The sequence below is a fragment of the Streptomyces sp. NPDC044044 genome, from assembly GCF_056434405.1.
In genome coordinates this window covers 84,523-109,013 of record NZ_JBWKFG010000007.1, presented here as the reverse complement: position 1 = coordinate 109,013, position 24,491 = coordinate 84,523, and the positions used below count along the sequence as shown (strand labels likewise).

At 69.4% G+C, this 24,491-nt stretch carries 22 protein-coding genes and 2 pseudogenes; 15 read left to right on the top strand and 9 right to left on the bottom strand.

The features are described from left to right. Nucleotide 1: 1 nt before the first annotated feature. Nucleotides 2-1,477 (top strand): FG-GAP-like repeat-containing protein, encoded by a 1,476-nt coding sequence (locus tag AC07AG_RS26030; RefSeq protein ID WP_478758100.1) that lies wholly within the window; start codon nucleotides 2-4, stop codon nucleotides 1,475-1,477. A gap of 67 nt (nucleotides 1,478-1,544) precedes the next feature. On the opposite strand, the gene AC07AG_RS26025 is transcribed toward AC07AG_RS26030, so the two are convergent. Next, nucleotides 1,545-2,141 carry a hypothetical protein gene (locus tag AC07AG_RS26025; RefSeq protein WP_478758099.1) on the bottom strand — a complete coding sequence of 199 codons (597 nt, stop codon included), beginning with the start codon at nucleotides 2,139-2,141 and terminating at the stop codon, nucleotides 1,545-1,547. A 9-nt stretch (nucleotides 2,142-2,150) separates the two neighbouring features. Continuing rightward, nucleotides 2,151-2,630, bottom strand: coding sequence for a nitroreductase family deazaflavin-dependent oxidoreductase (locus AC07AG_RS26020; RefSeq protein ID WP_478758097.1), 480 nt, complete (start codon nucleotides 2,628-2,630; stop codon nucleotides 2,151-2,153). A gap of 153 nt (nucleotides 2,631-2,783) precedes the next feature. Here AC07AG_RS26020 and AC07AG_RS26015 point away from each other — a divergent pair, with 153 nt between their 5' ends. From AC07AG_RS26015 to AC07AG_RS26000, 4 genes are all read left to right on the top strand, one after another. Further along, nucleotides 2,784-4,082 (top strand): lipase family protein, encoded by a 1,299-nt coding sequence (locus tag AC07AG_RS26015; protein ID WP_478758095.1) that lies wholly within the window; start codon nucleotides 2,784-2,786, stop codon nucleotides 4,080-4,082. A 153-nt stretch (nucleotides 4,083-4,235) separates the two neighbouring features. Next, nucleotides 4,236-5,306 carry a sulfotransferase gene (locus tag AC07AG_RS26010; protein ID WP_478758093.1) on the top strand — a complete coding sequence of 357 codons (1,071 nt, stop codon included), beginning with the start codon at nucleotides 4,236-4,238 and terminating at the stop codon, nucleotides 5,304-5,306. 102 nt (nucleotides 5,307-5,408) lie between these two features. Then, nucleotides 5,409-5,900 carry a DUF2975 domain-containing protein gene (locus tag AC07AG_RS26005; protein WP_478758091.1) on the top strand — a complete coding sequence of 164 codons (492 nt, stop codon included), beginning with the start codon at nucleotides 5,409-5,411 and terminating at the stop codon, nucleotides 5,898-5,900. Next, nucleotides 5,900-6,121, top strand: a complete 222-nt coding sequence (locus AC07AG_RS26000) for a helix-turn-helix domain-containing protein (protein ID WP_478758089.1) — start codon at nucleotides 5,900-5,902, stop codon at nucleotides 6,119-6,121. The genes AC07AG_RS26005 and AC07AG_RS26000 overlap by 1 nt, the downstream gene beginning before the upstream one ends. A 17-nt stretch (nucleotides 6,122-6,138) precedes the next feature. Here AC07AG_RS26000 and AC07AG_RS25995 read toward each other — a convergent pair whose 3' ends face one another. Then, nucleotides 6,139-6,771 carry a DUF2461 family protein gene (locus AC07AG_RS25995; protein WP_478758087.1) on the bottom strand — a complete coding sequence of 211 codons (633 nt, stop codon included), beginning with the start codon at nucleotides 6,769-6,771 and terminating at the stop codon, nucleotides 6,139-6,141. Nucleotides 6,772-6,935: 164 nt separating this feature from the next. On the opposite strand from AC07AG_RS25995, the gene AC07AG_RS25990 reads away from it, so the two are divergent. Then, entirely contained in the window at nucleotides 6,936-7,175 is a 240-nt protein-coding gene (locus tag AC07AG_RS25990; RefSeq protein WP_478758085.1) for a hypothetical protein, read from the top strand. Nucleotides 7,176-7,257: 82 nt separating this feature from the next. After that, a complete protein-coding gene (locus AC07AG_RS25985; protein WP_478758084.1) occupies nucleotides 7,258-8,064 on the top strand; it encodes a DUF899 family protein in 807 nt (268 codons plus the stop codon). Nucleotides 8,065-8,282: 218 nt separating this feature from the next. On the opposite strand, the gene AC07AG_RS25980 is transcribed toward AC07AG_RS25985, so the two are convergent. Then, complete coding sequence (locus AC07AG_RS25980; protein ID WP_478758082.1) at nucleotides 8,283-8,792, bottom strand: mycothiol transferase; 510 nt, start codon at nucleotides 8,790-8,792, stop codon at nucleotides 8,283-8,285. 202 nt (nucleotides 8,793-8,994) lie between these two features. On the opposite strand from AC07AG_RS25980, the pseudogene AC07AG_RS25975 reads away from it, so the two are divergent. From AC07AG_RS25975 to AC07AG_RS25965, 3 genes and pseudogenes are all read left to right on the top strand, one after another. Further along, nucleotides 8,995-9,153, top strand: a pseudogene (locus tag AC07AG_RS25975) (VOC family protein); the annotation flags it as partial. Nucleotides 9,154-9,382: 229 nt separating this feature from the next. Next, nucleotides 9,383-11,134 (top strand): chitinase, encoded by a 1,752-nt coding sequence (locus AC07AG_RS25970; RefSeq protein ID WP_478758081.1) that lies wholly within the window; start codon nucleotides 9,383-9,385, stop codon nucleotides 11,132-11,134. Nucleotides 11,135-11,433: 299 nt separating this feature from the next. Next, nucleotides 11,434-11,984, top strand: a pseudogene (locus tag AC07AG_RS25965) (M24 family metallopeptidase); the annotation flags it as partial. 33 nt (nucleotides 11,985-12,017) lie between these two features. On the opposite strand, the gene AC07AG_RS25960 reads toward AC07AG_RS25965, so the two are convergent. Then, nucleotides 12,018-12,995 (bottom strand): LacI family DNA-binding transcriptional regulator, encoded by a 978-nt coding sequence (locus tag AC07AG_RS25960; protein ID WP_478758079.1) that lies wholly within the window; start codon nucleotides 12,993-12,995, stop codon nucleotides 12,018-12,020. Between the two features lie 237 nt (nucleotides 12,996-13,232). Between AC07AG_RS25960 and AC07AG_RS25955 the strand changes: the two genes are divergently transcribed. From AC07AG_RS25955 to AC07AG_RS25945, 3 genes are all read left to right on the top strand, one after another. Further along, on the top strand, nucleotides 13,233-14,597 hold the full coding sequence (locus AC07AG_RS25955; RefSeq protein WP_478758078.1) for an NCS2 family permease: 1,365 nt from the start codon (nucleotides 13,233-13,235) through the stop codon (nucleotides 14,595-14,597). Nucleotides 14,598-14,691: 94 nt separating this feature from the next. Beyond that, nucleotides 14,692-16,410 carry an adenine deaminase C-terminal domain-containing protein gene (locus AC07AG_RS25950; RefSeq protein ID WP_478758076.1) on the top strand — a complete coding sequence of 573 codons (1,719 nt, stop codon included), beginning with the start codon at nucleotides 14,692-14,694 and terminating at the stop codon, nucleotides 16,408-16,410. A 107-nt stretch (nucleotides 16,411-16,517) separates the two neighbouring features. Then, nucleotides 16,518-18,113: an MFS transporter gene (locus AC07AG_RS25945; protein ID WP_478758075.1), complete on the top strand. Its 1,596-nt coding sequence runs from the start codon at nucleotides 16,518-16,520 to the stop codon at nucleotides 18,111-18,113. On the opposite strand, the gene AC07AG_RS25940 is transcribed toward AC07AG_RS25945, so the two are convergent. From AC07AG_RS25940 to AC07AG_RS25930, 3 genes are all read right to left on the bottom strand, one after another. Further along, a complete protein-coding gene (locus tag AC07AG_RS25940; protein ID WP_478758073.1) occupies nucleotides 18,098-18,886 on the bottom strand; it encodes a bestrophin-like domain in 789 nt (262 codons plus the stop codon). The two genes, AC07AG_RS25945 and AC07AG_RS25940, sit on opposite strands and share 16 nt — an antisense overlap. Nucleotides 18,887-19,135: 249 nt before the next feature. After that, nucleotides 19,136-20,176 (bottom strand): bile acid:sodium symporter family protein, encoded by a 1,041-nt coding sequence (locus AC07AG_RS25935; protein WP_478758071.1) that lies wholly within the window; start codon nucleotides 20,174-20,176, stop codon nucleotides 19,136-19,138. A 267-nt stretch (nucleotides 20,177-20,443) separates the two neighbouring features. Continuing rightward, a complete protein-coding gene (locus tag AC07AG_RS25930; RefSeq protein ID WP_478758069.1) occupies nucleotides 20,444-20,959 on the bottom strand; it encodes a GNAT family N-acetyltransferase in 516 nt (171 codons plus the stop codon). Nucleotides 20,960-21,191: 232 nt separating this feature from the next. Between AC07AG_RS25930 and AC07AG_RS25925 the strand changes: the two genes are divergently transcribed. Continuing rightward, nucleotides 21,192-21,989 carry an SDR family oxidoreductase gene (locus AC07AG_RS25925; protein WP_478758765.1) on the top strand — a complete coding sequence of 266 codons (798 nt, stop codon included), beginning with the start codon at nucleotides 21,192-21,194 and terminating at the stop codon, nucleotides 21,987-21,989. A 174-nt stretch (nucleotides 21,990-22,163) separates the two neighbouring features. On the opposite strand, the gene AC07AG_RS25920 is transcribed toward AC07AG_RS25925, so the two are convergent. Further along, the gene (locus tag AC07AG_RS25920; RefSeq protein ID WP_478758067.1) at nucleotides 22,164-23,633 is read right to left on the bottom strand and encodes an FG-GAP repeat protein; all 1,470 of its coding nucleotides are present in this window, start codon (nucleotides 23,631-23,633) and stop codon (nucleotides 22,164-22,166) included. A gap of 292 nt (nucleotides 23,634-23,925) precedes the next feature. Here AC07AG_RS25920 and AC07AG_RS25915 point away from each other — a divergent pair, with 292 nt between their 5' ends. Continuing rightward, complete coding sequence (locus AC07AG_RS25915) at nucleotides 23,926-24,447, top strand: peptidase inhibitor family I36 protein (RefSeq protein ID WP_478758065.1); 522 nt, start codon at nucleotides 23,926-23,928, stop codon at nucleotides 24,445-24,447. The last annotated feature ends 44 nt before the right edge of the window (nucleotides 24,448-24,491 follow it).

The window sequence follows — 24,491 nt, the reverse complement described above, 5'->3', positions numbered from 1 at the left end:
TGTGCCCGGTAAGAGACTCTCGGCCGCCTTGCTCGGCGCCGTCACCGCCTTCGTGTCGGCGGGGCTTGCCCCCGCAGCGGGCGCGGCGCCGTCGGCGGCCGTTCAGGGGGCCGACTTCAACGGTGACGGGTACGCGGACACCGTGGTCGGCGTGTATCGAGGGGACGTCGACGGCATGAAGGCCGCCGGTTACCTGCACGTGCTCTACGGCGGATCGAGCGGCGCCGGTACGTTCACCACCTCTGTCAGCCAGGACAGCCCGGGTGTCCCCGGCACCAGCGAGAGGAACGACGGGTTCGGCAGTTCCGTCGTGACGGCCGACGTGGACGGCGACGGATTCACCGACGTCGTCGTCGGGGCGACGGGCGAGGATGTCGGCAGCGATCCGGCGGCGACGGGCCACGGCTCGGTGGTCGTGCTGTACGGCTCGTCCAGTGGCTACTTCGAGCGCGGCAGGACCATCGCGCAGGGCTCGGCGGGCAGCGGCGCCGGGGCCTCGCTCGCCGTGGGCGACTTCACCCAGGACGGCGCCATGGACGTGGCGGTGGGACTGCCCCACGGGGAGTTCGGCGAGGTCACCCTGCGGCCGGGCCCGCTCACCGAGGACAAGCCGCTGACGCATCTGCTCGACACGGGCTTCGGCGGCACATCGGGCAGGCTCGCGGCCGGGGACTTCGACGGGAACGGCAAGACCGACCTGGCGATCTCCGCGTACTCCAACGACTACTCGCGCACCACCCTGTGGAGCTGGAACGGCTCGGCCCTGCAGGAGTACTGGAAGTCCCCGGCCACCGGCTACGACGTGGCCGCGGGCGACTTCGACGGCGACAGCGTGGACGACCTGGCGCTCGGGCACTGCCTGATCACCGCCGAGGCCGACCGGCCCACCGGGGCGTGCGGTCCCGACGCGGCGGCCAAGGGCGGCAAGGTGCGGGTGTTCTACGGAGGCGGGGGCGCCGAGGGCTTCGGGACGCGCAACCAGACTTTCAGTCAGGACACTCCAGGCGTCGCGGGCACGTCCGAGGACGCGGACAACTTCGGCATCGAGCTGGCCGCGGGCGATCTCAACGAAGACGGCCGGGACGACCTCGTGGCGGGCACGCCCAGCGAGGCCATCGGGACGTTGGACCGCGCCGGTTCGGCCACCGTGCTGACCTCGGGCCCGGACGGTCTGCTCGACGCCTCGGGCACCGCCCGGTCGACGGCCTGGCACCAGGACTCCGCCGGGGTCCCCGGGGCGCCGGAGGTCAACGACGAGTTCGGCTCGGCGCTGGCTCTCGGGGACTACGACGGTGACGGCGACGGCGATGTCACGGTCGGCGTCTACAACGAGAACAGCACGGAGTACGAGCAGAGCCTCAGCACGGGCGGTGTCTGGACCCTGCCGAACGGCGCCGGGGCGGGTTCCCAGGCGCTGACGCCACGGCTGTTCGGGCTGCGGGGGGCGCTGCACTACGGGCAGGTGCTCGGGCGCTGAGACTGCGGTGAACGGGCGGCGGCGCGTCCCTTCCGAACCGCTGCCCCTTGCCGTGCGTTTCCGGCTCTCAGCTGAAGATGTCCAGGAGGTCCAGGGGCGAGCCGTCATCGTTGGAGGGGCGGGCTCGCATCGGGAGCGGATCCGGGTAGGTCTCCGCTGCGGCCCTTGCACGGACGATGTCCGGCCCGCCGCACGCCGCGACGGCGAAGGCGCCGAATATCTTGGCGAACGCGGCCGGGTCGCGGAACTCCGCGCCGAACGCCCGGCCGTCCCGCAGCGGCACCCACACGACCCGGTCGAACCGTGTCCATTCCAGCACCGGCTGGTCGTCGGCCGTCGACCGCCCTTCCAGCCACAGCCGCGCTACGTGCAGCAGGTTCACCTTCTCCATCGGCAGCCGCTTGCGCCGCACCCGCAGCTCACGCGTCGTCAGCACGACTCGCTGGTCCTTCTTCGGGTACCAGACGACGCCGATCCCGAACGGCACCCACAGCAGGATCATGATCATCGGCCAGACCAGAGCGTCGCCCCACGACCGGAGCAGTCCGCCGTCGAGCAGGTACAGGACCCCGAAGACCAGAACCCACTTCGCTGTCATCCGCCAGAACCCGGTGCCTTGCCGGTACAGGACTCGCTGCTTCCCCGTCATCCCCGTCATCGCCATGCCCGCACGTTATCCGCCGTGCCCGCTGCTGGGCGTCGGGCGTGTCGCGGACGCGGGCTCCAGCACGAAGACGGGAATCACACGGTCGGCCTTCTCCTGGTACTCGGTGTACGGGGGATACGCGGCGACCGCCCGCTCCCACCACTCGGCCTTCTCGTCCCCGGTGATCTCACGGGCCGTCATGTCCTGGCGTACGGAACCGTCCTGGAGCTCCACGTGCGGGTCGGACTTGAGGTTGAAGTACCAGACCGGGTGCCGCGGGAAGCCGCCATTCGAGGCCACGGCCGCGTACCGCCCTTGATGTTCCACGCGCATCAGCGGGATCTTGCGGATCTTGCCGCTCTTCGCGCCGCGCATCGTGACGATGACGACGGGCAGGCCCGTGTCCCAGAGCGTCGCCCCTCGCGTGCCGCCCGAACTCTCGTACAACTCGACCTGTTCGCGCACCCACTGCACCGGATGCGGCCCGTACTCGCCCTCAAGCGGCATCGCGTTCACCCCATCGTCCCGTGCGGATTGTATCGACCGGACAAGACCGAGGTCGGCCTCGCCTCGGACCCTGCACATCTATGGCCGTATTACTGACGGGTCAGTACGGTGCTGGTCAACCCCCCTTGTACACAGGAGAGTTGGGAGAGCTGCATGATGTCAGCCTTACGCAGACGGCCGGTGGCCGCGGGTGCCGTCCTCGCGGTGGCAATGCTCGGGCTCCCGGGATCCGCCGCCGCGCAGAGCGCGAACGCGGACGGTGCCCCAGGCGCAACACCCTCGGCCTACGCCTCGACGCCGACCGCAGGCAATGCCTCCAGCGCCGCGAAGCACGAGAAGGACAAGCGCCACCACCCGGGCCAGGCCGCGAAGCGCCCGGGTAGGAACGGCGAGATCATCAGCTCCGAGCCGTCCTCGTTCCAGTACACACCGGGCGTTCCGACCCCCACCAAGGCGTGGAAGATCATCTACCGGTCGACCTCCGCCGACGGGCGGCACAACAAGGTCTCCGGCACCGTGATCGTCCCCGACGACGGAAGGGTCACCCCTCGCCCGCTGATCACCTACGCCGTCGGCACGGTCGGCCTCGGCGACAAGTGCGCGCCGTCCGCCGGATTCCCGGGCGGTACGACGGCGGAGGCGCCGCTCATCAACGCCGCGCTGGTCCGGGGTTACGCCGTCGTCGCCACCGACTACGAAGGCCTCGGCACCCCCGGCGACCACACCTACATGGTCGCCAAGGCCCAGGGCAGCGCCGTCCTCGACGCGGCGCGCGCGGCCCAGCGGCACCCGGAGGCGGCAAAGTACGGCGTCTCCGCGAGCGCGCCCGTGGGCATCATGGGCTACTCCCAGGGTGGCGGAGCCAGCGCGAAGGCCGCCGAGATGGCCGGGACCTACGCCCCCGAGCTGAAGGTCAAGGGGACGGCGAGCGGAGGCGTTCCCGCCGATCTCACCAAGGTCGCCGAATCGCTGGAGGGTGGCGACAGCGCCGGGTACCTGCTGATGTCCGCCGTCGGCCAGAACGCCGCCCAGCCGTCCCTGGCGCTCAACAAGTACCTCAACAAGGAGGGCCGCAAGCTGGCCAAGGTGGTGCGCAGCGAGTGTGTCGGTACGGTCCTGGAGGCTGGGCGCGGCAAGACGATCGAGGACGTCACCACGTCCAACCCGCTGGAGCGGCCGAACTGGCGGAAGGCCATCGCCAAGCAGTTGATCGGCACGAAGCGGACCTCGGCACCGACGTTCGTCTACCACGGGGAGGCGGACGAGACGATCCCCTACGCCGTCGGGCAGCAGCTGAGGGCAAACTGGTGCGCGAAGGGTAACGCCGTGGAGTGGAAGTCCTTCCCCGGGCAGTCCCATGTGGGGACGGCAATCCAAGGCAACGGCCCGGCACTTGAGTGGCTCGGTCGGCGCTTCGCCGGCGAGCCCACATCGGGCAACTGCGGGACGTGAGGGCGCGGCCCGCACTCACCCCTCCGCCACCGTCCACGGGTGGCGGCGGAGGGGTGCCGAGGCTGCCACCTGGTGCCCTGGGCTCAGGTGTGCTGAGGTGGTGAGAGCCCTGGAACAGCCGCCCTGTGCCCTCGGAGAGCGACCTTGCGCAGCTTGACCTTTGTCATCGGTACGGGCCGCAGCGGCTCCACCGCCCTGTCCCGCATTCTCCAATCCCATCCCGACGTGCTGAGCCTCAACGAGTACCTGGCCTCGGTAGGTGATGTGGCATTTCCCGAAGGCCACGTGTCGGGCGCGGAGTTCTGGGAGTTCCTGTTCCGGCCCACCCCGTACTTCGCGAGCATGATCCGCAGCGGGGTGCTGATGCCGGAGTTTCTCTACACCCGTCGTCCGGGGCGGTACCGGGCGGAGACCGACGGCATCCCCGCTCTCTCCCTCATGGTGCTGCCCCACCTCACCGACGACCCCGACGGCCTGCTCGACGACATCCGTGCGGCGGTCGTCGGCTGGCCGGAGCGTGCCGCTGCCGCCCATCACGAGGCGCTCTTCGAGTTGCTCGGCGAACGGTTCGGCCGCACCGCCGTCGTGGAGCGTTCCGGATACTCGACGGGCTGGGCACCGGGGCTTCGATCCGCCTTCCCCTACGCGAAGTTCGTGCACCTCTTCCGCGACGGGCCGGACTGTGCGCTGTCCATGAGCCGCCACCCCGGGTACCGCACCATCACCTTGATGCGTGAGATCAGGGAACGGACGGGAGTCGACAGCTTCGGCGAACTGACGGAGGAGCATGTGCGTTCTCTTCCTCCGGACCTGGCGCCCCTGCTCGGCGACACCTTCGACGCCGCCCTCGTGCGGGACCGGGAATTTCCCCTACGGCGGTTCGGTGACCTGTGGTCCGAACTGGTCGTCCAGGGCACGCAGTTCCTCGACGGTCTGCCTGCCGGTCAGCGCATGACACTCGCCTACGAGGACCTGCTCGACACGCCTCGGGAGGAACTCGCCCGCCTCGCGGCGTTCGTCGGGGTCGAACCGTCCCCGCAGTGGCTGGACGGCGCGTGTGCCGAGCTCGACGACAGCCGCCGCGGCTCCGCCCGCAAGCAGTTGTCGGCCGCCGAACTGCAAGACCTGAGGGACAGCTGCGCTGCGGGCACCCAGGCCTTGGAGGGGAAGCCGACGGGGGCCGCGTCCCGAGACCACGAGCCAGGGCCAGGGCCCCCGCAGTAGCGGCGTGGATTCCTTGCGGGGCCTCCGTCTCAGCCCTTGCTAAGCCTATCGAATAACGATAGATTCCCATCGCGTCTCGATGGACGGATGGGTGGATGGGTCATGGGAAAGCTGACAGTGCGCGCGCTGCGCGCCGTGCTCGTGGTGGTGCTCACCGGCAGTGTGTTCGTACAGGTATTGATGGTGTGGGCGTTGGTCAGCGGGAATGACCCGGAGGACGGGTCGCTCCCGCTGACCCCGCTGCGCGTGATGACGATCCTGGGCATCGGGACGGCCCAGGTCGCCCTGGTCTCTGTATGGCGACTGGTGACGATGGTGCGACGCGGAACCGTGTTCTCCCACGCCGCGTTCCGGTACGTGGACCTCATCATCGGCGCGATCGTCGCCGCTGGTCTCGTGTGGTTCGCGGCCACGGCCCTGAACGCGCCCGGCCAGCGGGACGACCCGGGCGTCACCCTCATCATGGGCGGGATCGGCGTGGCCATCCTGGGAGTCGCGCTCATCGTGCTCGTGCTGCGGATGCTGCTCGCCCAGGCCGTCGCCCGCGACGGCGAAGCGGCGCAGATGCAGGCCGAGTTGGACGAGGTGATCTGATGCCGATCGCCGTCGACATCGACGTGATGCTGGCCAAGCGGAAGATGTCCGTGGGCGAACTCGCCGACCGCGTAGGGATCACGCCCGCCAACCTGGCGGTACTCAAGAACGGCCGCGCCAAGGCGGTGCGCTTCGCGACGCTCGCCGCGCTCTGCGAGGTGCTCAAGTGCCAGCCGGGCGACCTGCTTCGCTGGGAGTCCGAGGACACCGAGGGCGGCTGACCGGCGCCCTCGTGATGTCAGGCGGCGCGCTTCACGTGGCGGACCAGCCACATCAGCAGGGCGTCCAGGTCGGCGGCGGCGGAGAGGACCCGGTCGAGCGCCTCGGGAGTGTGCAGCCACTCCTCGCAGCCGAGGGGACGGGCGGCGATCAGCGAACGGTGGCGCAGCAGGTTCGTCCGGGAGTGGTCCGTCGGATAACCGCGCGGGGGGCGTTTCATCACGTCCCCGGAGATGTCGTAGCCCTTCTGCCGCACGTCCTCGACGATGGCTGACAGTTCGCGGCCGCTCCCCTCGGCGGCCACGGCTTTGCGGAACATGCTCACCTGGCCGGGATCGGGGTACCACCAGGCGCCCTGGATCCGCAGGCCGTCCAGGGAGAACCGGAGACCGATCTCGACCTTGCGTCCGAGCCGGATCACCGCGCTCTGGTTCTGCCACCACCACGAGTCGGTGCGGTAGTGCCAGACGGAGAAGTCCTCGTATCGGGGGTCGGTGTCCGCGACCTCGTTGAGCAGGGCGATCATCGGCTGCCGGACCAGGCGTTCGCGGTCCGCGCGACAGCGCTCGCGGGTCGCGTGGGTCGGTTCGCCCTGGAGCTGCCACAACACGTCCATGGCCTGCTCCGGCCAGCCGGTGAACTGTCCGTGCATGCGGGCAGGTTAGCTCACAGGGGTTCCAGGCCCGTTAGGACACCATCGTCGCGATCACCGACGCTGAGCTGGAGCGATCCTGAGCGCCTGGAGGGCGGCGGCCGGCACGCCGCATCGGGCGCCCCCGGGTCGCGCGAGGGCGCGTGGCCCCTTAGACCGGATGTATGAGCGAGAACGAAGGGCAGGTCTACCGCCCCGGCGAGATCGTCCCTGAGCCGGGTATCTACGAGTGTGAGTGCGGAGAACACCACCGCTACGGCGCAGACCCTCCCCGGCCACCGCTTTCCGCCGCCGAGCGAGGCCTGCACCGGCAGCGGCTGGGAACTCGTCATCTCCGCGCACGATTCCTGACCGCACTCGCCAAGCACGGCATTGCCGCGCGCCGTGCTGCAGCACCGATGTGACCGCCAGCGAGGCACCCACCCTTCGGCGGGAGATGAGAGGAAGCTTCAGCCAACGCCATCGGAACAAGGAGAGAAAGCAGCCATGGAGGACGAATCAACAACCCTCGGCAAGCCGGCGGTCGTCGACCGGGCCGCCTTCCAGGCCGAACTCGACAACCTGCGCTCCCGTGAGAAGGCGCACACCCGGGAAGGCGACGCGATCGCCGCGGCCCGCCGGCGCCTGCCCATGGTCGAGGTCGATCCGGACCTTGAGCTGATCGGGCCGAACGGACCGCTCACCCTGCGCGACGCGTTCGAAGGCCGCCGGCAGCTCGTCGCCTACTACTTCATGTGGTGGCCCGCCCGGCCCGCACCCGAGCAGTGCGAAGGCTGCACGTTGTTCCTCAGCCAGGTCAGCGAGCTGTCCTACCTGCACTCCCGTGACATCACCTACGCGGTCTTCAGCCAGGGCCGCAACACCGCGTTCGGCCCGGCCGACCCACAGGTGTCCTACGACGAGAGCCTCCGCTATCGCGACTTCATGGGCTGGACCTTGCCGTGGTACTCGGCGCAGCCCTCCCTCGACGCGCTCCTCGTCGGTCGTGAGATCGGGTTGTTCCACCTCGTGTGCTACCTCCGGGAAGGCGACCGCGTCTTCGAGACCTACTGGACGAACCGCCGTGGTGTGGAGGCGATGGACTACAGCTACGCGCTCATGGACCTCGCCGTCTACGGACGCCAGGAGCCGTGGGAGGACTCACCCTCCGGCTGGCCACAACGCTGCTCCATGAGGGCGGACGGCGGCCCTCCCGCATGGCCACCGGTGTCGGAGGAGCCGGGCGGACGTCCCATCGCCCAGTGGCCGCGACTCGACGCCGGACACTCCGACGACCTGGCCGTTGGCCCCTGATCGTCAGCGGAAAGAGCCGACCACACCGCCCATGGGCGGGCGCGCCGCAGCGTCCGCCGGTCAGGTCGCTTGATGAAGTCGACGATGTCCTGCCGACCGGGCCCTCGTACGTGACGACGTGCGGCCGCAGATCGCCTCCCCGCAGGTCACTCGCACCTGCCGATCGACCGGGCGCGGCCTGTACGCCCGGTGGGTGCAGCGGCCGGGGCGACCGTGTGTCAACGGCGCTGCAGCAGGCCCCGGACGTACGCGGCCTGGCCGGTGTGCTGCAGATCGTCGGAGATGACGCTGATCAGCCGGACGCCGAGGGTGACGTGCGGCGTCCATCGCTCGTCGACGACGCGATCGAGCGCCTTGCCGTCGAGTGTGCGCACGAAGGAGAGGGTCTGCTCGTGGACGGCGTCGTGGTAACCGCGCAACTGGTCGGCGGAGACGCCACCGAGCGATGCCACCTGCTTGGCCGTGTGCCCGTACCCCGTGTCCTCCTCGCCGAGCGGCAGTTGGAACCGGTCGGACCAGCCCTGGGCGGTCCACACCTGGTCCAGGCCCGCCGCGTCAGCGACATGATCGTCCTGGACGCGGGTGAGATGCCACACCAGCCAGACGATCGAATTGGCCTTGTCGTCAGGACGGAAGGCGAGCTCCTCCGGCGAGAGACCGTCGACGGCAGCATGCACTTCCTCCTGGACACGATCGAACGCGTCCGCCAAGAGTTCTGCAGTGTTCATCCATCCATAGTCACCGCCGCGACGGGAACGTGCCGGAATGCAGGGTGACGACGGCCTGTCGCCGACGAGGGGAGGGCCAGGGCCTGCTGTCCCCTCCGGGCGCCGGTCGATGTGTCCACCTGGACCGAGGTGGTCGACACTGTTGCCCACGTCGACGGGTACGCCGAGGGGACGGTAAACCGGTACGAGCGAGGAAGCGTGTGCCCTCGACGCTTCGCAGGCGTTCCACGAGCAGGACCTCGGCCTCGCCCGCGCGCAGGCCGGACCTCCGCACGCTGTCGTCCTTGAGGCGAAGCCCATCACGTTCGCACTCCGCGACGTCGTTCCCGGCACCGATCTCGCATCCGTTGCGCAGCCCGGAAGCCCGGAGGCCCGGAAGCCCGGATGCCCGGCGTCGCGCCCCGTGCACGCGGAGATGGCCCCTGGGCGGCGCCGCGCTGCGTACGGTCCGCGCCGGCCCTCGACTGCTCCGCGGTCGGGTCGTCGCGTCAGAAGCCTTGACAACTCCATTGGTCTGGACCAACTATGCGCACAGCAGCGGTGGCCACCGTCGTTCACTTCCGTCCTTCACCTCTCCCTGGAGGCTTTCCGTGGACCGTGTACGGCAGGGCAGACCCGGCATTCGCCGGAGAATCGGCGCAGCGATCGCCGTCGGTGCGGCCGCCGCACTCACCGTCACCGCACTCGCCGCGCCCGCGCAGTCGGCGGACGTCGAAGCGGCGTACACCAAGGCGGCTGACGTTGCGGCGGCAGACGTCAACGTTGCCAAGAACGCCGGGTTCGAGGCGGACCTGAGCAACTGGACCTGCGCCGCGAACAGCGGTGCCGCAGTGACCTCCCCCGTGCACGGCGGCACGAAGGCGCTCAGAGCCACCCCGTCGGGCCAGGGCACCGCCGAGTGTTCCCAGATCGTCTCGGTGAAGCCCAACTCGACGTACAAGCTGAGCAGTTGGGTGCAGGGCAGTTACGCCTACCTCGGCGCCCGTGGCACCGGTACCACCGACGTGTCCACCTGGACGCCGGGCAACTCGTCCTGGCAGCAGCTCTCCACCAGCTTCACGACCGGTGCGAACACCACCTCGGTCACCGTGTACACGCACGGCTGGTACGGACAGAGCGCGTACTACGTGGACGATGTGAGCGTCCTGGGGCCCGACGGGGGCGGCGGCGCCGACCCGGTGGAGATACCGTCCGTGCCGGCCGGCCTCGCGGCGGGCACGGCAACGTCCACGTCGGTGGACCTGTCCTGGGCCCCGGTGTCCACGGCCACCGGATACACCGTCTACCGCGACGGCGCCAAGGTGGCCTCGGTCGGCGGCGCCTCCACGACCGTCACCGGCCTCACGCCCGAGACCACCTACAGCTTCCAGGTGAGCGCCTCGAACGCGGCGGGTGAGTCCGCGAAGTCGACGGTGGTGTCCGCGCGGACCGCCAAGGGTGGCGGCGGAGACGGCGGCACCGTGCCCAAGCACGCGCTGACCGGCTACTGGCAGAACTTCAACAACGGCGCGACCGTGCAGAAGCTGCGGGACGTGTCGTCGCAGTACGACATCATCGCCGTCTCCTTCGCCGACGCCACCACCACGCCGGGCCAGATCACCTTCAATCTGGACCCAGCCGTCGGCTACTCCTCCGCTGCCGACTTCAAGGCGGACATCGCCGCGAAGAAGGCCGCGGGCAAGTCCGTGATCCTCTCGGTCGGCGGAGAGAAGGGCACCATCTCGGTCAACAGCGACGCCTCCGCGACCGCGTTCGCCAACAGCGCCTACGCGCTGATGCAGGAGTACGGGTTCAACGGTGTCGACATCGACCTGGAGAACGGCCTCAACCCCACCTACATGACGAAGGCGCTGCGCCAGCTCGCCGCGAAGGCGGGCCCGAACATGGTGCTCACGATGGCGCCGCAGACCATCGACATGCAGTCCACGTCCGGCGGGTACTTCCAGACGGCGCTGAACGTGAAGGACATCCTCACGGTCGTCAACATGCAGTACTACAACAGCGGTTCAATGCTCGGCTGTGACGGCAAGGTCTACAGCCAGGGGAGCGTGGACTTCCTGACCGCCCTCGCCTGCATCCAGCTGGAGGGCGGCCTCGACCCGTCGCAGGTCGGACTCGGCGTCCCGGCGTCCACACGCGCCGCCGGCAGCGGCTACGTGGCCCCGTCGGTCGTGAACAACGCCCTCGACTGCCTGACCCGGGGCACCGGCTGCGGCTCCTTCAAGCCGTCGAAGACGTACCCCGGGCTGCGGGGCGCCATGACGTGGTCCACGAACTGGGACGCGACGGCGGGCAGTTCATGGTCGAACTCCGTCGGCCCGAAGGTGCACGGCCTTCCGTAGCGAACGAACTACCTGGCGGGGCGGGCGGGCCGAACCATGGTCCGTCCCGCCCCGTCCGGCGCCTGCGCCACTACGAGGAACAGGGCCTCCTGGCGTCCCACTGTCCCGACAGCGGGCTCATCTCCGCCACCCGGACCCACGCGCCGACACGCGCACAGGCCCGCCACCGCGCGTCTGCGGCTGTCGCCGACCCGCCTTGGCGTGCCCGCTGCCGGCCTGTGAGGCGGTCCGATCGTGAACCCGATTCTCATACCGGTATAGTTTGACCGGTATAGTTGTTGGTTTCGTGCGGAAAGTGGCACCTCCTGGACATCGACCGGTGGGCCAAGGCCATGATCGTCGAGGCGGATGCGCAATCCTGCTACGTCGACTACGCACCATCCTTCGGACGCGGCCCCTTCGGCCACTACATCTGCACGGCCGTCAACGACGCCGTGCTCCACGGGCGGCCCTACGACTACACGCTCGCCGACGGAGATCTGCTCACCCTTGACCTTGCCGTCTCCAGGCACGGAGTCGCCGCGGACGCCGCCATCAGCTTCGTCGTGGGCAAGGCGCAGCCCTCGGAGAGCGTCGCGATGATCAGGGCAACCGAACACGCACTGGCCGCGGGGGATCGCCGCCGCCGGACCCGGAGCTCGTATCGGCGACATCTCCCACGCCATCGGCACAGTCCTCCGTCAGGCCGGATACGAGATCAACACCGAATTCGGAGGCCATGGCATCGGGTCGACGATGCACCAGGACCCGCACGTTGCGAACACTGGCACACAGCGAGCACACGATCGCCATCACCGAGGACGGAGCCGAAATCCTCACGCTGCCGAAGCTCTCGCGGAAGCAGCCGTAAGGCTGCAACCCCCGCGCTCCTCTTTCCGCCCGGCTACAGGCCGCGCGGCGGAGCCGTCGACGCGCGCCATACGGGGGCAGCCGGCAGGCGCGAGGTGACCGTGCGCCGGTGGCCGTCGAGCAGCTCGTGGAGGCGAGAGACGGCAAGTGCACCCGCTTCTCGGAGTGGTACGTCAAGCGCTGTCACCGGGGGAGTGGTGGCGCTGAGGCTACTGAGGTCGTCGGCCGCGGCCAGGCTCACGTCCTCGGGTACGTGGCGTCCTGCCACGCCGAGGCCGTGCAGCAGCCCGAGTGTCAGATAGCTGTTGTAGGCGAGGACGGCCGTGGCATCGGCGGGCAGCCCGCGTGAGGCCTCGATCCCGGCGTCGAACGATGGCGGCAGGGGCCCGAGGGTGTGGACACGGGCTCCGGTCGCCGACGCCCGTGCGGTGAGAGCGCTCCGTCGCTGTTCGTCTGCCCAGGAGTCCGCCGGACCGGAGACGTAGGCGATGTCGCGGTGGCCCTGTGCCAGCAGGTGGTCAAGGAGTTCGGTCAGGCCCGTGGCGGTGTCGGCCACCACGGCGGGCAGACGGCCCACCTGGCGGTCGACGAGTACCAGCGGGCGCCGTCGGAACCGCTCCCGCAGCGCGGCGTCCGTGCCGACGGGCGTCACCATGATGAGGCCGTCGGCCTGCTCGGAGAGCCGGTCGGCGAGGGCGGCCTCGCGCTGCGCGTCATACTCCGAGACCGCGATCAGCAGATGGCTCTCGGTCTCCTCCGCCGCCTGTTGTGCGCCCATCACCAGCGGCGCGAAGAACGGGTTCGAGAGCGTCGGCACGATCAGGCCGATCAAGCCCGTACGGCCCGTGGTCAGCGCGCGGGCGGCGGCGTTGGGATGGAAACCGAGCCGGTCGGCCGCCTCCCGGACGCGAAGGCGCGTGCTCTCGGCGACCAGTTCGGGGCGCTGCAGTGCCCGCGAGGCGGTGGCCTTGGACACCCCCGCCGCACGCGCCACGTCCAAGAGTGTCGCCAATGCCGTCCCCTGCCTCATGTGCCCGGCAAGGATCGAAGATCCGTCCGAGGCCAGTGTTCACTTTCGCCTGATGCCGTGCCATGATACCCGCAACCGGTCTCTGCAACCGGTTTCATAGACCGGTTGCAGAGACCGTGCCAAATTCGCGGAGACCGTTCCAGGCCGGGTTCCCCGCGCGCCCGCACCCTGACCGCGCCGACCACCGCGTGCCCGCCCTTCACCCCGCCCGAGGTCCCCATGCCCACCACCGCTCCGCCGCCCGGCGAGCAGACCGACGTCACCACCCCGCCGCCCGCCTCGCTCGTGGAGCGGCTCTTCGGCGTCCGTGATCGCGGCAGCAGCCACCGCACGGAACTCGTGGCGGGCGCCTCGATGTTCATGGCCGCCGCCTACGCCGTCGTCGTGGTACCCGGCCAGCTGGCCTCCGCCGGTGTGCCGCACGGCGCCGCGACGACCGCCGTCATCATCGCCATCGCCCTCGCGACGCTGGCCATGGGCCTGATCGCCAACCTGCCGTTCGTCGTCGCCCCGGGCCTCGGCGGCGTGGCCCTGATCGCGTTCACCATCGTCGGACAGGACCATGTCCCCTGGGACACGGCGCTCGGCATGGTCTTCTGGTCCGGCGTCGCCTTCCTGCTCCTCACCCTCTTCGGCATCCGCGACCTCGTCACGCGGCTCATGCCGATGAACCTCAAGTACGCCATCAGCGGCGGCCTGGGCCTCTACATCGCCCTCATCGGATTCCGCGACGCCGACCTCGTCGTCGGCAACGCCGACAAGGCCGCTCTCGCGGTCGGCGACCTGTCCGAGCCCACCGCGCTCCTCGCCCTGGCCGGCCTGCTGCTGCTCACGGCTCTCGCCGCACGCAAGGTGCCGGGCGCCTTCCTCATCACCATCGCAGCCGTCACGATCGTGGGCGTGCCGCTGGGCGTGACCGACGTCCCCGACAGCCTCTTCTCGGCCCCCGACTCACCCGGCCCCCTCCTCTTCCACATCGACATCATCGGCGCTCTCAAGCCCGAATACTTCCCCTACATCTTCGCGTTCTTCGTGTCCGAGTTCTTCTCCATGACCGGAACCCTCCTTGCCGTCTCCGGACGCGCCGGCCTCCTGGACAAGGACGGCAACATCCCCGGCTCCCGCCGCCCCTTCCTTGTCGACTCGGTCTCCGTGATGGGGGGTTCAGCCGTGGGCGCGCCCTCGATGACCGCCTACCTGGAGTCGTCTGCCGCAGCCGACGCCGGCGGCAAGACCGGCCTGGCATCGGTATGGGCCGCGTGTGGCTTCGCCCTGCTGCTGCTCGTCACCCCGTTCGCCACCCTGATCCCCTCCGCCGCCACCGCACCCGTACTGATGTTCATCGGCCTGAACATGCTCGGCGCGCTCAAGAACGTCGACTTCAAGGACCCCACGAACGCCATCCCGGCCGCCCTGACCGTCGCGACCACGCTGTTCTTCGGCAACTTCGGCACCGGCATCGCGACCGGCCTCGCTGCCCACGTCCTGGTGAAGACCGTCAGCGGCCGGATCCGCGAGGTGCCCTGGCCGCTGTGGATCGTCATGATCCCGCTGGGCTACTACTTCTACACACTCGTCCCCTGAGCCGACCGCCCCGTCGGCCCGAGACGACCACCATCTTCCGGGGCGGGCCGCGCCCGCCCGCGCGTGACGACACCCTTCCAAGGAGCACGACCACATGAGTGAGCAGCACGACCTCCGGATCAGCGGCGGGCGCGTGATGTCCACCTTCACCGGTGAGGAGTTCGCCGCGGACGTACTGGTGCGGGGCGACCGCATCACCGCGGTGCTCCCGCCCGGCACCCCGGCCACGGCCCGGGAGGAGATCGACGCGACCGGCATGTTGATCGTCCCCGGCTTCGTGGACGCCCACATGCACATCGAGAGCGCGTTCCTGACCCCTCAGGAGTTCGCCGCCGTGACGCTGGCCCGCGGCACGACGACGGTCCTCGCCGACCCGCACGAGATCGTCAACGTCGCAGGCCGGGACGCCATGCGCTGGATGATCGACGCGGGCCGCCAGACGGCTCAGACCCAGCTGTGGGGCGTGCCCTCGTGCGTGCCCGCGCTGGAGGGCCTTGAGCACGCCGGAGCAGCCCTCTCCGCCGATGACATCGCGGACATGCTGGGGTGGCCGGGCGTCGTCGCGCTGGGCGAGGTCATGGACTACCGCGCGGTCGTCGCCGGTGACCGCCGCATGCACGAGATCACCGCGGTGGCCCGCGCGCACGACGCGATCCTCGACGGCCACTGCCCGAACCTGACCGGCGCGGAACTGAGCGCGTACCTGGCCACCGGTGTGGACTCCGACCACACCAAGAATCGCACCGAGGTGGTCCTGGAGAAGGCACGCCTGGGCATGACGATGATGCTCCAGGAGAAGTGCCTCACCCCGGACGTGGCGACAGGCCTGCTGGCCTTGCCTCAACTCCCGCCGCTGTGCCTGGTCACGGACGACCTCGCGGCCGACCACATCGTCGAGCGAGGCCACCTGGACCACATCGCCCGGGTCGCGGTGGCCGCCGGGTTCCCGCCCCACGTCGTCCTCAAGGCCCTGACCTGGACGCCGGCCCAGCGTCTGCGACTCCACGACCGAGGCGTCGTCTCCCCGGGCAAGCGTGCCGACCTGGTCCTGTTGCGGGGCGAACTCGCCTCGTTCGAGCCCGCGTTGGTGCTGGCGGGTGGCCGCATCGTGGGCCGCGACGGCGCACCCGAACAGGCGACGCCCGCCTCCGAGACCCTTGCCGTACCGCCCCTGGACAGCCGCGTGGACGTAGAACCCCAGGAGGAGGACGGATACCGCTGGCGCGTGGACCTGCCGGACGGCACGCACCGCTTCCGTGCGATGAGCGTCAACCCGCGCGACACCTACACCGAAGCGACCGAGGTCGAACTCCCGGTCTCCGGCGGCGAGGTGCACTGGGAGGGACGGACCACACTGGTCCGCGTACGAAACCGCTACGGACGCCCCGGCATGGTCTTCGCCCCGCTGGTGGGCCGGGATCTGGGTGAGGGCGCCGTGGCATCGACGTACGCCCACGACAGCCACAACCTCCTGACGATCGGTACCTCACGCGCGGCGATGGCCGCGGCGGCCGCGACGGTCGTCGCCGACGGGGGAGGAGTGGCCGTCGTCAGGGGTACCGCGGGTGAAACGGTGGCGGCGCGCATGCCGCTGCCCGTGGGCGGCGTCCTGTCCGCCCGCCCGGCCCACGACGTCGCCGCCCAGGCGGCCGCGGTGCGAACGGCCCTGGAAAGCTGGGGCTGGCACCACCTCAACCCCTTCATGAGCGTGTCGACCCTCACGCTCGCCGTCTCACCCGCCCTCAAAATCACCGACCGCTCGCTGGTGGACGTGGCACGCCGCGAACCGGTGGCAGCGACAGTCGGGGACTGACCAGCCAGGGCGAGGGCTCCCGACGGGGTGACCGCTGGGCGGTACCAGCACAGGCCGCTGATCGTGATGACGTCCATGACGCAGACGACGGTGACCATTATGCGGACATGCGTACGAGCGATTTCCAGCCGGTGCGACGATTCGCCGGTACGTCCGCACCACCCCGGAAGGCGCTCGTGAGCTCCACCTCTCCCTTGTCCGGCAGCACGACCCCGGCGACCGTGCCGGGCACGGTACTGATCCGCTCCGCGGCGGACGTCTCGGATCTGGTCAACTCGGGCACGGCCCGCGGCCGGCACGCCAAAATGATCGTGATCATCGCGCTCGGCGGCATCTTCCTCGACGCCTACGACCTGAGTTCCCTCGCCTACGGGCTTCCCGACATCACAGAACAGTTCGGCCTGAGCTCCGCCATGGCCGGCACGGTCACCGCCTCGATCAGCGTGGGATCACTCGTCGGCGCTCTCGTCGGCGGCTGGCTGGTGGACCGGATCGGCCGCTACCGGGTGTTCATGGCGAACATGCTCTTCTTCGTCGTGACCGCGCTGGTGTGCGCGCTGGCGCAGGACGTGTGGACGCTGATCGCGGCGCGCTTCGTGATGGGCATAGGCGTCGGCATGGACATCCCCGTCGCGATCGCGTTCCTCGCCGAGTTCTCCCGGCTGCGCGGCAAGGGCAGCAAGGGCTCGCGTACGGCTGCCTGGTCGCCCGCCTGGTACACCGCGACCAGCGGCTGCTACCTGGTGATCATGGTGCTGTACTTCCTCCTGCCCGACGCCCAGCTGGGCTGGCTGTGGCGATTCACCGTCGGCTTCGGCGCCATACCTGCACTGCTCGTACTGCTGCTGCGCCGGCGCTACATGAATGAGTCCCCGACCTGGGCCGCCGACCAGGGCGACCTGGAAAGCGCGGCGCGGATCCTTCGCCAGTCCTACGGCGTGGACGCGCGCGTCGCCGACGACGTGCCCGCGCAGACACCCCGCCCGCCCAAGCCCGGCCTCACCGCGTACGCACGGCTCTTCACACCTCCCTACCGCGCGCGCACCATCCAGTCGGTGACGGTCGGTCTGGCGGAAACCTTCGGCTACAACGCGGTCGCGTTCGGGCTGCCGATCATCATCGCCACACTGATGACCCAGGGCCCGCTGACCACGATCGCATCCTCCTTCGCCCTGAACCTCCTCTTCGCCCTGACCGGCGGACTGCTCGGCATCCGCTGGGCATCGACCCGCGGCGCCTGGCCGATGATGACGCTGGGCTTCGCGATCCAGTTCGCCGCCATCACGGTGCTCGGCCTCATCGCAGCGCCCTCCGGGACGGCCGCCGTCACGGCGGGCATCCTGATGCTGGGCGCGTTCATGTTCGCCCAGGGCTTCGGCCCTGGCGCGCACATCATGAGCTACGCCTCGCTGGGCTTCCCCACGTCGATGCGCGGCGTCAGCATCGGCTTCAACCAGGCGGTACTGCGCCTCGGTTCGACGCTGACCCTGTTCTTCTTCCCCATCCTCAGCAGCGGCCTGGGCACCCACGTCTACTGGGTCATCCTCGCCGCCCCCGTACTGGGCCTGATCGCACTCCTGGCCAAGCGCTGGGAACCGGTCGGCTTCGACGCGGACGCAGAGGAACGAAGCATGCTGGAGGCCACGACGTCCGAGGGACTCGTGCGAGCCGCACACCACCCGGTTCGTCAGGTCCAGAACTGAGCGAGTACGCCCTCCTTGAAGGGAGCAGGCGAAACGGCGAGCTCGCCCGCGAACGGATGGTCCAACGTCAGGCACAGCAGCAGACTCACGCCGATGAGTGCGGCGACCGACACGACGAACATCAAGTTCGCGCGCACGCTTCTGATGCCGTAGAGCAGGGTCAGGGGAAGCATGACGAGCGCGCCGCCGTAGACGAGGACGTTCAGGAGCGACGGCAGGGACTGCTCGGAGTCGGCGAGCCGGGTACGGCGTGCGCCTGCGATCTCGCCCAGCGTCGAGACGGACTGCGCGTAGTAGGTCTTCTCGGCCTCGGTCCGCGGCTCGTATTCCTGGAACACCCGGTACAGCGCGGTCACTTCGGGGTTGGTGATCTCGGGGTCGGGCTCGCCCGCGCGCATCAGCGGCCATTGCTCGTCGACGACGACACGGACGTACGCCCCGACGGCGTCCGTCACCCGGCGCTCCTGCTCGGCCGGGAACGCAGAGGCATCACGCAGTACCTCGGCGGTCTGGCTGGCCTCGAGCGCGACGTTGGTCTCCGCCGCGTTGAGGCCCTCCCACTCGGCCACGACGACGAAGGCCAGGATGATGCCGTAGATCGCGGCGTACATGCCGAGCACAACGCCGATCATCTCGTTGTGCGTGCCGTTCGCGTGGTGAGGAAAACTGCGTCTCAGTACGAGCGTGCCGGCCACGGCGGCCAGTACGGCGCCGCCCCCGAGCAGCCCGGCAAGCGCGACAGTGGTGAAATTGTTCAGCAGCCAGATACCCACGGCCTCATAACGCCGGGCCCCAGCCCGGGTTACCCCTTGGCCGCGGTGAATCAGACCGCGACTGGCCCACCCTCCTGCTGGTCGGCGGCATGATGACCTACGTCGCGATGCCGGAGCACGCCGGGATCATCGAGAAGATCGCCCAGCACGCGGCCGACTTCGAGCCCCGCTCGTCGTAGCCCTCCTCCTGTGTTTCACGGTCGCCGTCACCTCGGCCTTCGCCTCCTCGACCGCAACCCTCACCACAAGTCACAGCCTCTCCCGGCCGGGTGCGGCTCGCTTCCGTGCCGGCCACGGAAACCACCGCGCGCCCGGCTGTTTGCGTGGCGTCAGGTTCTCAGTTACGGATGCGGGAGGTGCTCCCGCGCCGACGGCGGCAGTCTCGGCCGGGGCGACGCGGCGCAGGAGGAAGCCGGCGGTCAGGGCCATGACGAACATCGCCACCGCATACACCGCCGAGGGAATGGCCATCCGGGTGCTGTCCAGCAGCGAAGGGCTGAGGGCGATCGCCATCGACAGGGTGGTGTTGTGCATGCCGATCTCGAAGCAGGTGGCGACGGACTGCCGGTGGTCGCCGCGGGCCAGCCGGGTCGCGCCGTAGCCGATGGTGAGGGAGATCGCGCCGAAGAGGAAGGCTACGAGGCCTACGTCGGCGAGATAGCCGACTACGTTCTCCCGCTCGGCGGCGAGCGCGGCGATGATGATGCCGACGAGCGCGGCGATCGCTGTCACCTTGACCATCCGCGTGGAGCGCTCGGCGAAGTCCGGACGGCGGTGGCGGACCAGCATCCCCGCCGCGACCGGGACCAGCACGACGAGGAAGACCTGCAGCGTCTTGTCGAAGCGCAGTCCCAGCGCCTCGTCCGTGCCGGTCATGAAATGGTCGAGGGAGAGGTTCACGACGATCGGCAGCGTGACGACGGCGATGACCGAATTGATGGCGGTCAGCGAGATGTTGAGGGCGACGTCGCCGCCGAACAGATGGCTGAAGATATTGGCCATCGTGCCGCCGGGAGAAGCCGCGAGCAGCATCATGCCGACGGCCAGCGCGGGACTCAGGTCGAAGGCCAGCACCAGACCCAGACAGATGGCGGGCAGCAGCACCAGCTGGCAGACAAGCGCGACGGCCACAGGCCGCGGATACGCCGCGATCCTGCGGAAGTCGGCCACGGACAGGCCGAGTCCGAGACCGAACATGATCACGGCGAGGACGGCAGGCAGCAGATAGGTGGTCAGCGGCGAGTCCACGGGAACAGACTCCGGGAGGCCGGTCGAAAAGTCCACGGCCATGCAGAGCGGCTCCCGCAGTGAGAAGGCGGATGACAAGAGCCCCCTGGCCGACCAAGGTTCAAGAACCAGGCACGAGAAGCGGGACCCCTGGGTGCGGCAGGGCGGGACCACCTTCCAGTTCGCCAACGACGACATCGAGTCCGTGCTCGCTCAGGCCCGCGAGGCCGCCGGTGACCGGGACGTCCGCTCGGCTCCGGAATCCGCCTGCTCGGGGGCGTCGACGCGAGCCGCGTGGCTCTCGACCTGGTCCGTGCAGAGCCATCGCGGTCATGGGGTCGCGGTCGGATCCGCGGAGAGGTCGATGGTGAACGCCACCCGGTCGAGTCCAGGGCCGTCGTAGTCCGTCTTCACGTCTGAGGCCGCGAAACCGAGCCGAGCGTGAAATGCCCGCGACGCGACGTTCTCCGGGCTGGTGATGCAGTGCACGTAACGCCGCCCATCGGACCGAGCGAGCGCGAAGAAGGCCCGGTAGAGGGTGCTCCCGATGCCTTGGCCATGCAGCGCCGGGTCGACGCCGACGAAGTGCACATAGGCGGTGTCGGGCTGGGTCGGCGACAGGAAGCCGACCAGGAAGGCGGCTATCTCTCCACTGTCGTGTTCGACCAGGAAACTGGTGGTGGTGAAATGCTGGAAGTACAGCCGGGGCAGAAGCAGCGCCCGCTCCGTCGACCCTGCCCTCCCTTTCAGGCCACCCCACCAAGTGTCCAGTACGGCGATGACCCGGAGATGGTCTTCGGTGGCAAGGTGCCGAGCCGTCAGGCCGGAGGGAAGATCGTCGATCATCTGTTCAGTCTGCCATCCGCCCCGACGCGCTGCGCGGACTTGGCCAGAACTGGAAATCAACTGGCTCACGTGCCGACCTGGGCCCCCTTCCTGACGGTCATGCAGGGACCGTGCCCGCTGTTCCTGAGAGCCGACTACGCGTGCCGCCGCTGACGCCTGCTGTCTGCCGCGACGTCGCAGGAATACGATTGACGCTGCGGTCGCCGTTCGTGAACCATTCCGGACCGTGACGATGAACACCGCTCGCGAACAGCCCGCCCACGGACAAAGCCCTCCGGCCAACCGCCCGCTCGCCCTGATTACCGGTGTGGGCCGCACCGTTGGCATCGGGGCGGGCATCGCCCGTCGGCTAGCCGCTTCGGGCTGGGACATCGCCTTCACCTACTGGACCCCCTACGACGACCGTATGAGCTGGGGGAGCGAGCCCGGCGCGACCGAAGCGATCCGCCGGACTCTGGCCGAACAGGGTGCGTCCACCACCGCAATTGAGGCGGATCTCGCCGACCCGGACACCCCGGCGCGCGTCTTCGAGGAGGTCGAACAACGGCTGGGCAGTGTCACCGCACTGGTCATGAGTCACTGCGAGTCTGTCGACTCTGGGCTCCTCGACACCACCTTGGAGAGTTTCGACCGGCACTTCGCCGTCAACGCTCGCGCCACCTGGCTGCTCATCCGCGAGTTCGGACGCCGCTTCGCCGCGGAACGGGGGACCGGACGGATCATCAGCCTCACCAGTGATCACACCGTTGGCAACCTGCCGTACGGAGCGAGCAAGGGAGCCCTGGACCGCATCACCCTGGCCGCCGCCCACGAACTCGCCCACCTCGGCGTCACCGCCAACGCGATCAACCCCGGGCCGGTTGACACCGGTTGGATGCCGGAGGAACTCAGGGAGCACTGCATCCGCAGCGCCCCCCTCGGCAGACTGGGCACTCCGCAGGACACCGCGCACCTCGTCGCCTTCCTGTGTTCCAAGGAAGGCGAGTGGATCAACGGTCAACTGCTGATGAGCAATGGTGGCCTCGCATAGAACCCGAAAGTTCGATGTTGGAGCGCCACACCTTCTGTCCCTCCGACAGGACTCGATTCGCGGAGGAGCTAGAGGGGCCCGAGGAGCTCGAATCCTGTGCGGCCGTACATCAGAGCCACCGGGTGACCACGCCCGCTCCCTTCCCGCCTGCGCGCCCTTGCCAGGCCCCCGACATTAGTGACTGTTCAGTGGCTTGCCGTACTTGTGAGCTGTGGAGAGGTACGGGAGGCCGAGCGTGCGAGGTGAGAAGGCTGCCGAGTCGCGGGCCGAGCCACGGGGGAGGACCCAAACAGCGCCCAGGGAGGCGTTCTCGCCAGGGGATCCGACCGTGACGTCCGGTACGCCGTCGGCGTTGTAGTCACCCGAAGCGACCCCCGCGCCGAAGGTGTCGCCCGACTCCGCGACGCCCGGCACGCCGGACGTGTCCTGGTTCCAGGCGACGGACGTGGCTGCGCCGCCTGCGTCGAGCAGGCCCTGAGCGCCTCCGTGGAGCAGCCAGGCGGCGCCCGCCCCCGCCTTGCTTGCGATGGCCTCGCCGGGAGCGCCCGCGATCAGGTCGTCGCGGCCGTCGCGGTTGACGTCAGCGACGGCGAGGGCGGCGCCGAAGCGGTCGCCGTCCTCGGCCACCCCCGGGACGCCCTCCGTGTCCTGGTTGAGGGTCTGGGCGCGGCTGCCGAACGAGCCGCCCTCGGGGCTTCCGTAGTGGAGGTGGATGCCTCCCCCCTTGGCGAGCTCCTCGGGGCCGCACGGGTCGTCGATGTTCTCGTCGGCGATCTCACGGCATTCGCCGAGCGCCAGGTCGTCGTGGCCGTCGCCGTCGAAGTCGCCGGCGGCCAGCGCGGTCACGCCGGCGTTGTCCGTGTTCCAGAAGTTGGCCATCTCGGCCCGGTCGGCGTCCCACTTCCACAGACGCACGTGGGACTGCGTGTTGGGATCGCCCGCGGTCCAGTAGGCAACGGCCAGGTCGTCGCGGCCGTCGCTGTCGAAGTCGCCGGTGGTCAGGATGGGGGCGCGGCCTCCCATGGGGGCGGCGACGACGGTGGTGATCATGCTGTCTTCACCCTGGATGACACGAGCGACGACTTTGTCCGTGCCTCCGATGACGATCACCTTGTTCTCGCCGCCGGTCAGGTCGGCTGCCGCGACCGATTTGCCGTACGCAGCGGCCGACGACGGCCCGGTAAGGACCGTCGACGCCGGTCCCGGTCCGTCCTTCGACCCGCCTACGGCGATGACCATGCCCGCGTCAGCACCGCGATCGGTGACGTCCTCGCCGGGGACACCGACGAGCAGTTCCGCGATGTCGTCGCCGTTGAGGTCCGTCAGGGTCACGGACGCACCGAAGCGGTCGCCGGCCTCCGGGGCGCCGGGAACCTCGGGAGTGGCCTGAGTGACACGGATGCTTCCGTGGGCGCCGACGCCCTTCGGGCCGCCCCAGACGACGTTCACGTACCCGGCCTTGGCCTGGCCGTCGACGGTCCCGTCCGGGACGCCGACGGCCAGGTCCGCGTAGCCGTCGCCGTTGAAGTCGCTCATGGTGGCCGAGGGTGCGGCAGCGGCGGCACCGGACGGGAGTACGAGCCCGGCGGTGACGGCGGCGGCGGTTGCGATGGCGTACGTCAGGATGCGGCGGCTGTGTGGCATGGAGGCTCTCACTCGGTCGACGGGGCGCGGTTCTGTCTGGTGTGACCGTCGAAGGGCGGAGCTGGTTGTACGGAGTTCACCTGCGGTTGGTACCGGGTTCACGGTGGCCGACGGTCAGCATCCTGCGCCGGCAAGCCAATGCGGTCGGCTCCCTCCGGTGGCACGCGTGGAGGCCCGGGAGTGACCGGCAAGTGACCGGGGCGATACCGGGTCACGGAAGGTGCCTACCAGGCAGCCCTCTGGTCGCCGTACGTCTCCCTGAGCCTTCGGGCTCGGTGCAGGAGGAACCAAAATGACCTCAATCCACAGGATCACCGGCTCGTTCATCACCGTCACCGCGCTGGCGCTGCTTGCAAGCGGGCCCTCGCCCGCGGTTGCAGCGACGGTACCGAAGGCCTCCCTGCACTGCATCACCGTGCTGGAGAGAATGCAGTCTGGAGAGCGCGAGTCCCGTGTGGCCGAACGGCACTGCACCCGTGCTCGGGAGTCCGTGACCAGCCTGCGCAGCCGGACGAACAGCCAGGCCCGCGTCCTTCTTCTCAAGTACTGGGAGGACGAGAATTTCACAGGCAACTCCGACGAGATCCGCGGTCGCGACGGAGGGTGCGATGCCTCTGGTTACGGGGTCCCTGACCTCGGGGACTTCGCCAACAAGGTCTCGTCCTTCCGGAGCTACGGCACCTGCGCCAACGTCACGGGGTACTCAGATCCCGGCTATGCGGGGGATTCGTTCACCTGGAAGGGTCTGAGCGGGATGAGCTTCGTCGGGGGAGCCTGGAACGACAACATGGAATCGTGGTGGCTCAAGAGCTGACAGACCACCTGCCCAAGCTGGTCACGAGCAGCTGGCCGCACCTT

Coding starts and splice junctions, on each gene's coding strand:
- AC07AG_RS26025 (WP_478758099.1), bottom strand. CDS start 2,141: ATGGCGATGACGGGGATGACGGGGAAGCAGCGAGTCCTGTACCGGCAA.
- AC07AG_RS26020 (WP_478758097.1), bottom strand. CDS start 2,630: ATGCCGCTTGAGGGCGAGTACGGGCCGCATCCGGTGCAGTGGGTGCGC.
- AC07AG_RS26015 (WP_478758095.1), top strand. CDS start 2,784: ATGATGTCAGCCTTACGCAGACGGCCGGTGGCCGCGGGTGCCGTCCTC.
- AC07AG_RS26005 (WP_478758091.1), top strand. CDS start 5,409: ATGGGAAAGCTGACAGTGCGCGCGCTGCGCGCCGTGCTCGTGGTGGTG.
- AC07AG_RS26000 (WP_478758089.1), top strand. CDS start 5,900: ATGCCGATCGCCGTCGACATCGACGTGATGCTGGCCAAGCGGAAGATG.
- AC07AG_RS25995 (WP_478758087.1), bottom strand. CDS start 6,771: ATGCACGGACAGTTCACCGGCTGGCCGGAGCAGGCCATGGACGTGTTG.
- AC07AG_RS25990 (WP_478758085.1), top strand. CDS start 6,936: ATGAGCGAGAACGAAGGGCAGGTCTACCGCCCCGGCGAGATCGTCCCT.
- AC07AG_RS25985 (WP_478758084.1), top strand. CDS start 7,258: ATGGAGGACGAATCAACAACCCTCGGCAAGCCGGCGGTCGTCGACCGG.
- AC07AG_RS25980 (WP_478758082.1), bottom strand. CDS start 8,792: ATGAACACTGCAGAACTCTTGGCGGACGCGTTCGATCGTGTCCAGGAG.
- AC07AG_RS25955 (WP_478758078.1), top strand. CDS start 13,233: ATGCCCACCACCGCTCCGCCGCCCGGCGAGCAGACCGACGTCACCACC.
- AC07AG_RS25950 (WP_478758076.1), top strand. CDS start 14,692: ATGAGTGAGCAGCACGACCTCCGGATCAGCGGCGGGCGCGTGATGTCC.
- AC07AG_RS25945 (WP_478758075.1), top strand. CDS start 16,518: ATGCGTACGAGCGATTTCCAGCCGGTGCGACGATTCGCCGGTACGTCC.
- AC07AG_RS25935 (WP_478758071.1), bottom strand. CDS start 20,176: ATGGCCGTGGACTTTTCGACCGGCCTCCCGGAGTCTGTTCCCGTGGAC.
- AC07AG_RS25930 (WP_478758069.1), bottom strand. CDS start 20,959: ATGATCGACGATCTTCCCTCCGGCCTGACGGCTCGGCACCTTGCCACC.
- AC07AG_RS25925 (WP_478758765.1), top strand. CDS start 21,192: ATGAACACCGCTCGCGAACAGCCCGCCCACGGACAAAGCCCTCCGGCC.
- AC07AG_RS25920 (WP_478758067.1), bottom strand. CDS start 23,633: ATGCCACACAGCCGCCGCATCCTGACGTACGCCATCGCAACCGCCGCC.
- AC07AG_RS25915 (WP_478758065.1), top strand. CDS start 23,926: ATGACCTCAATCCACAGGATCACCGGCTCGTTCATCACCGTCACCGCG.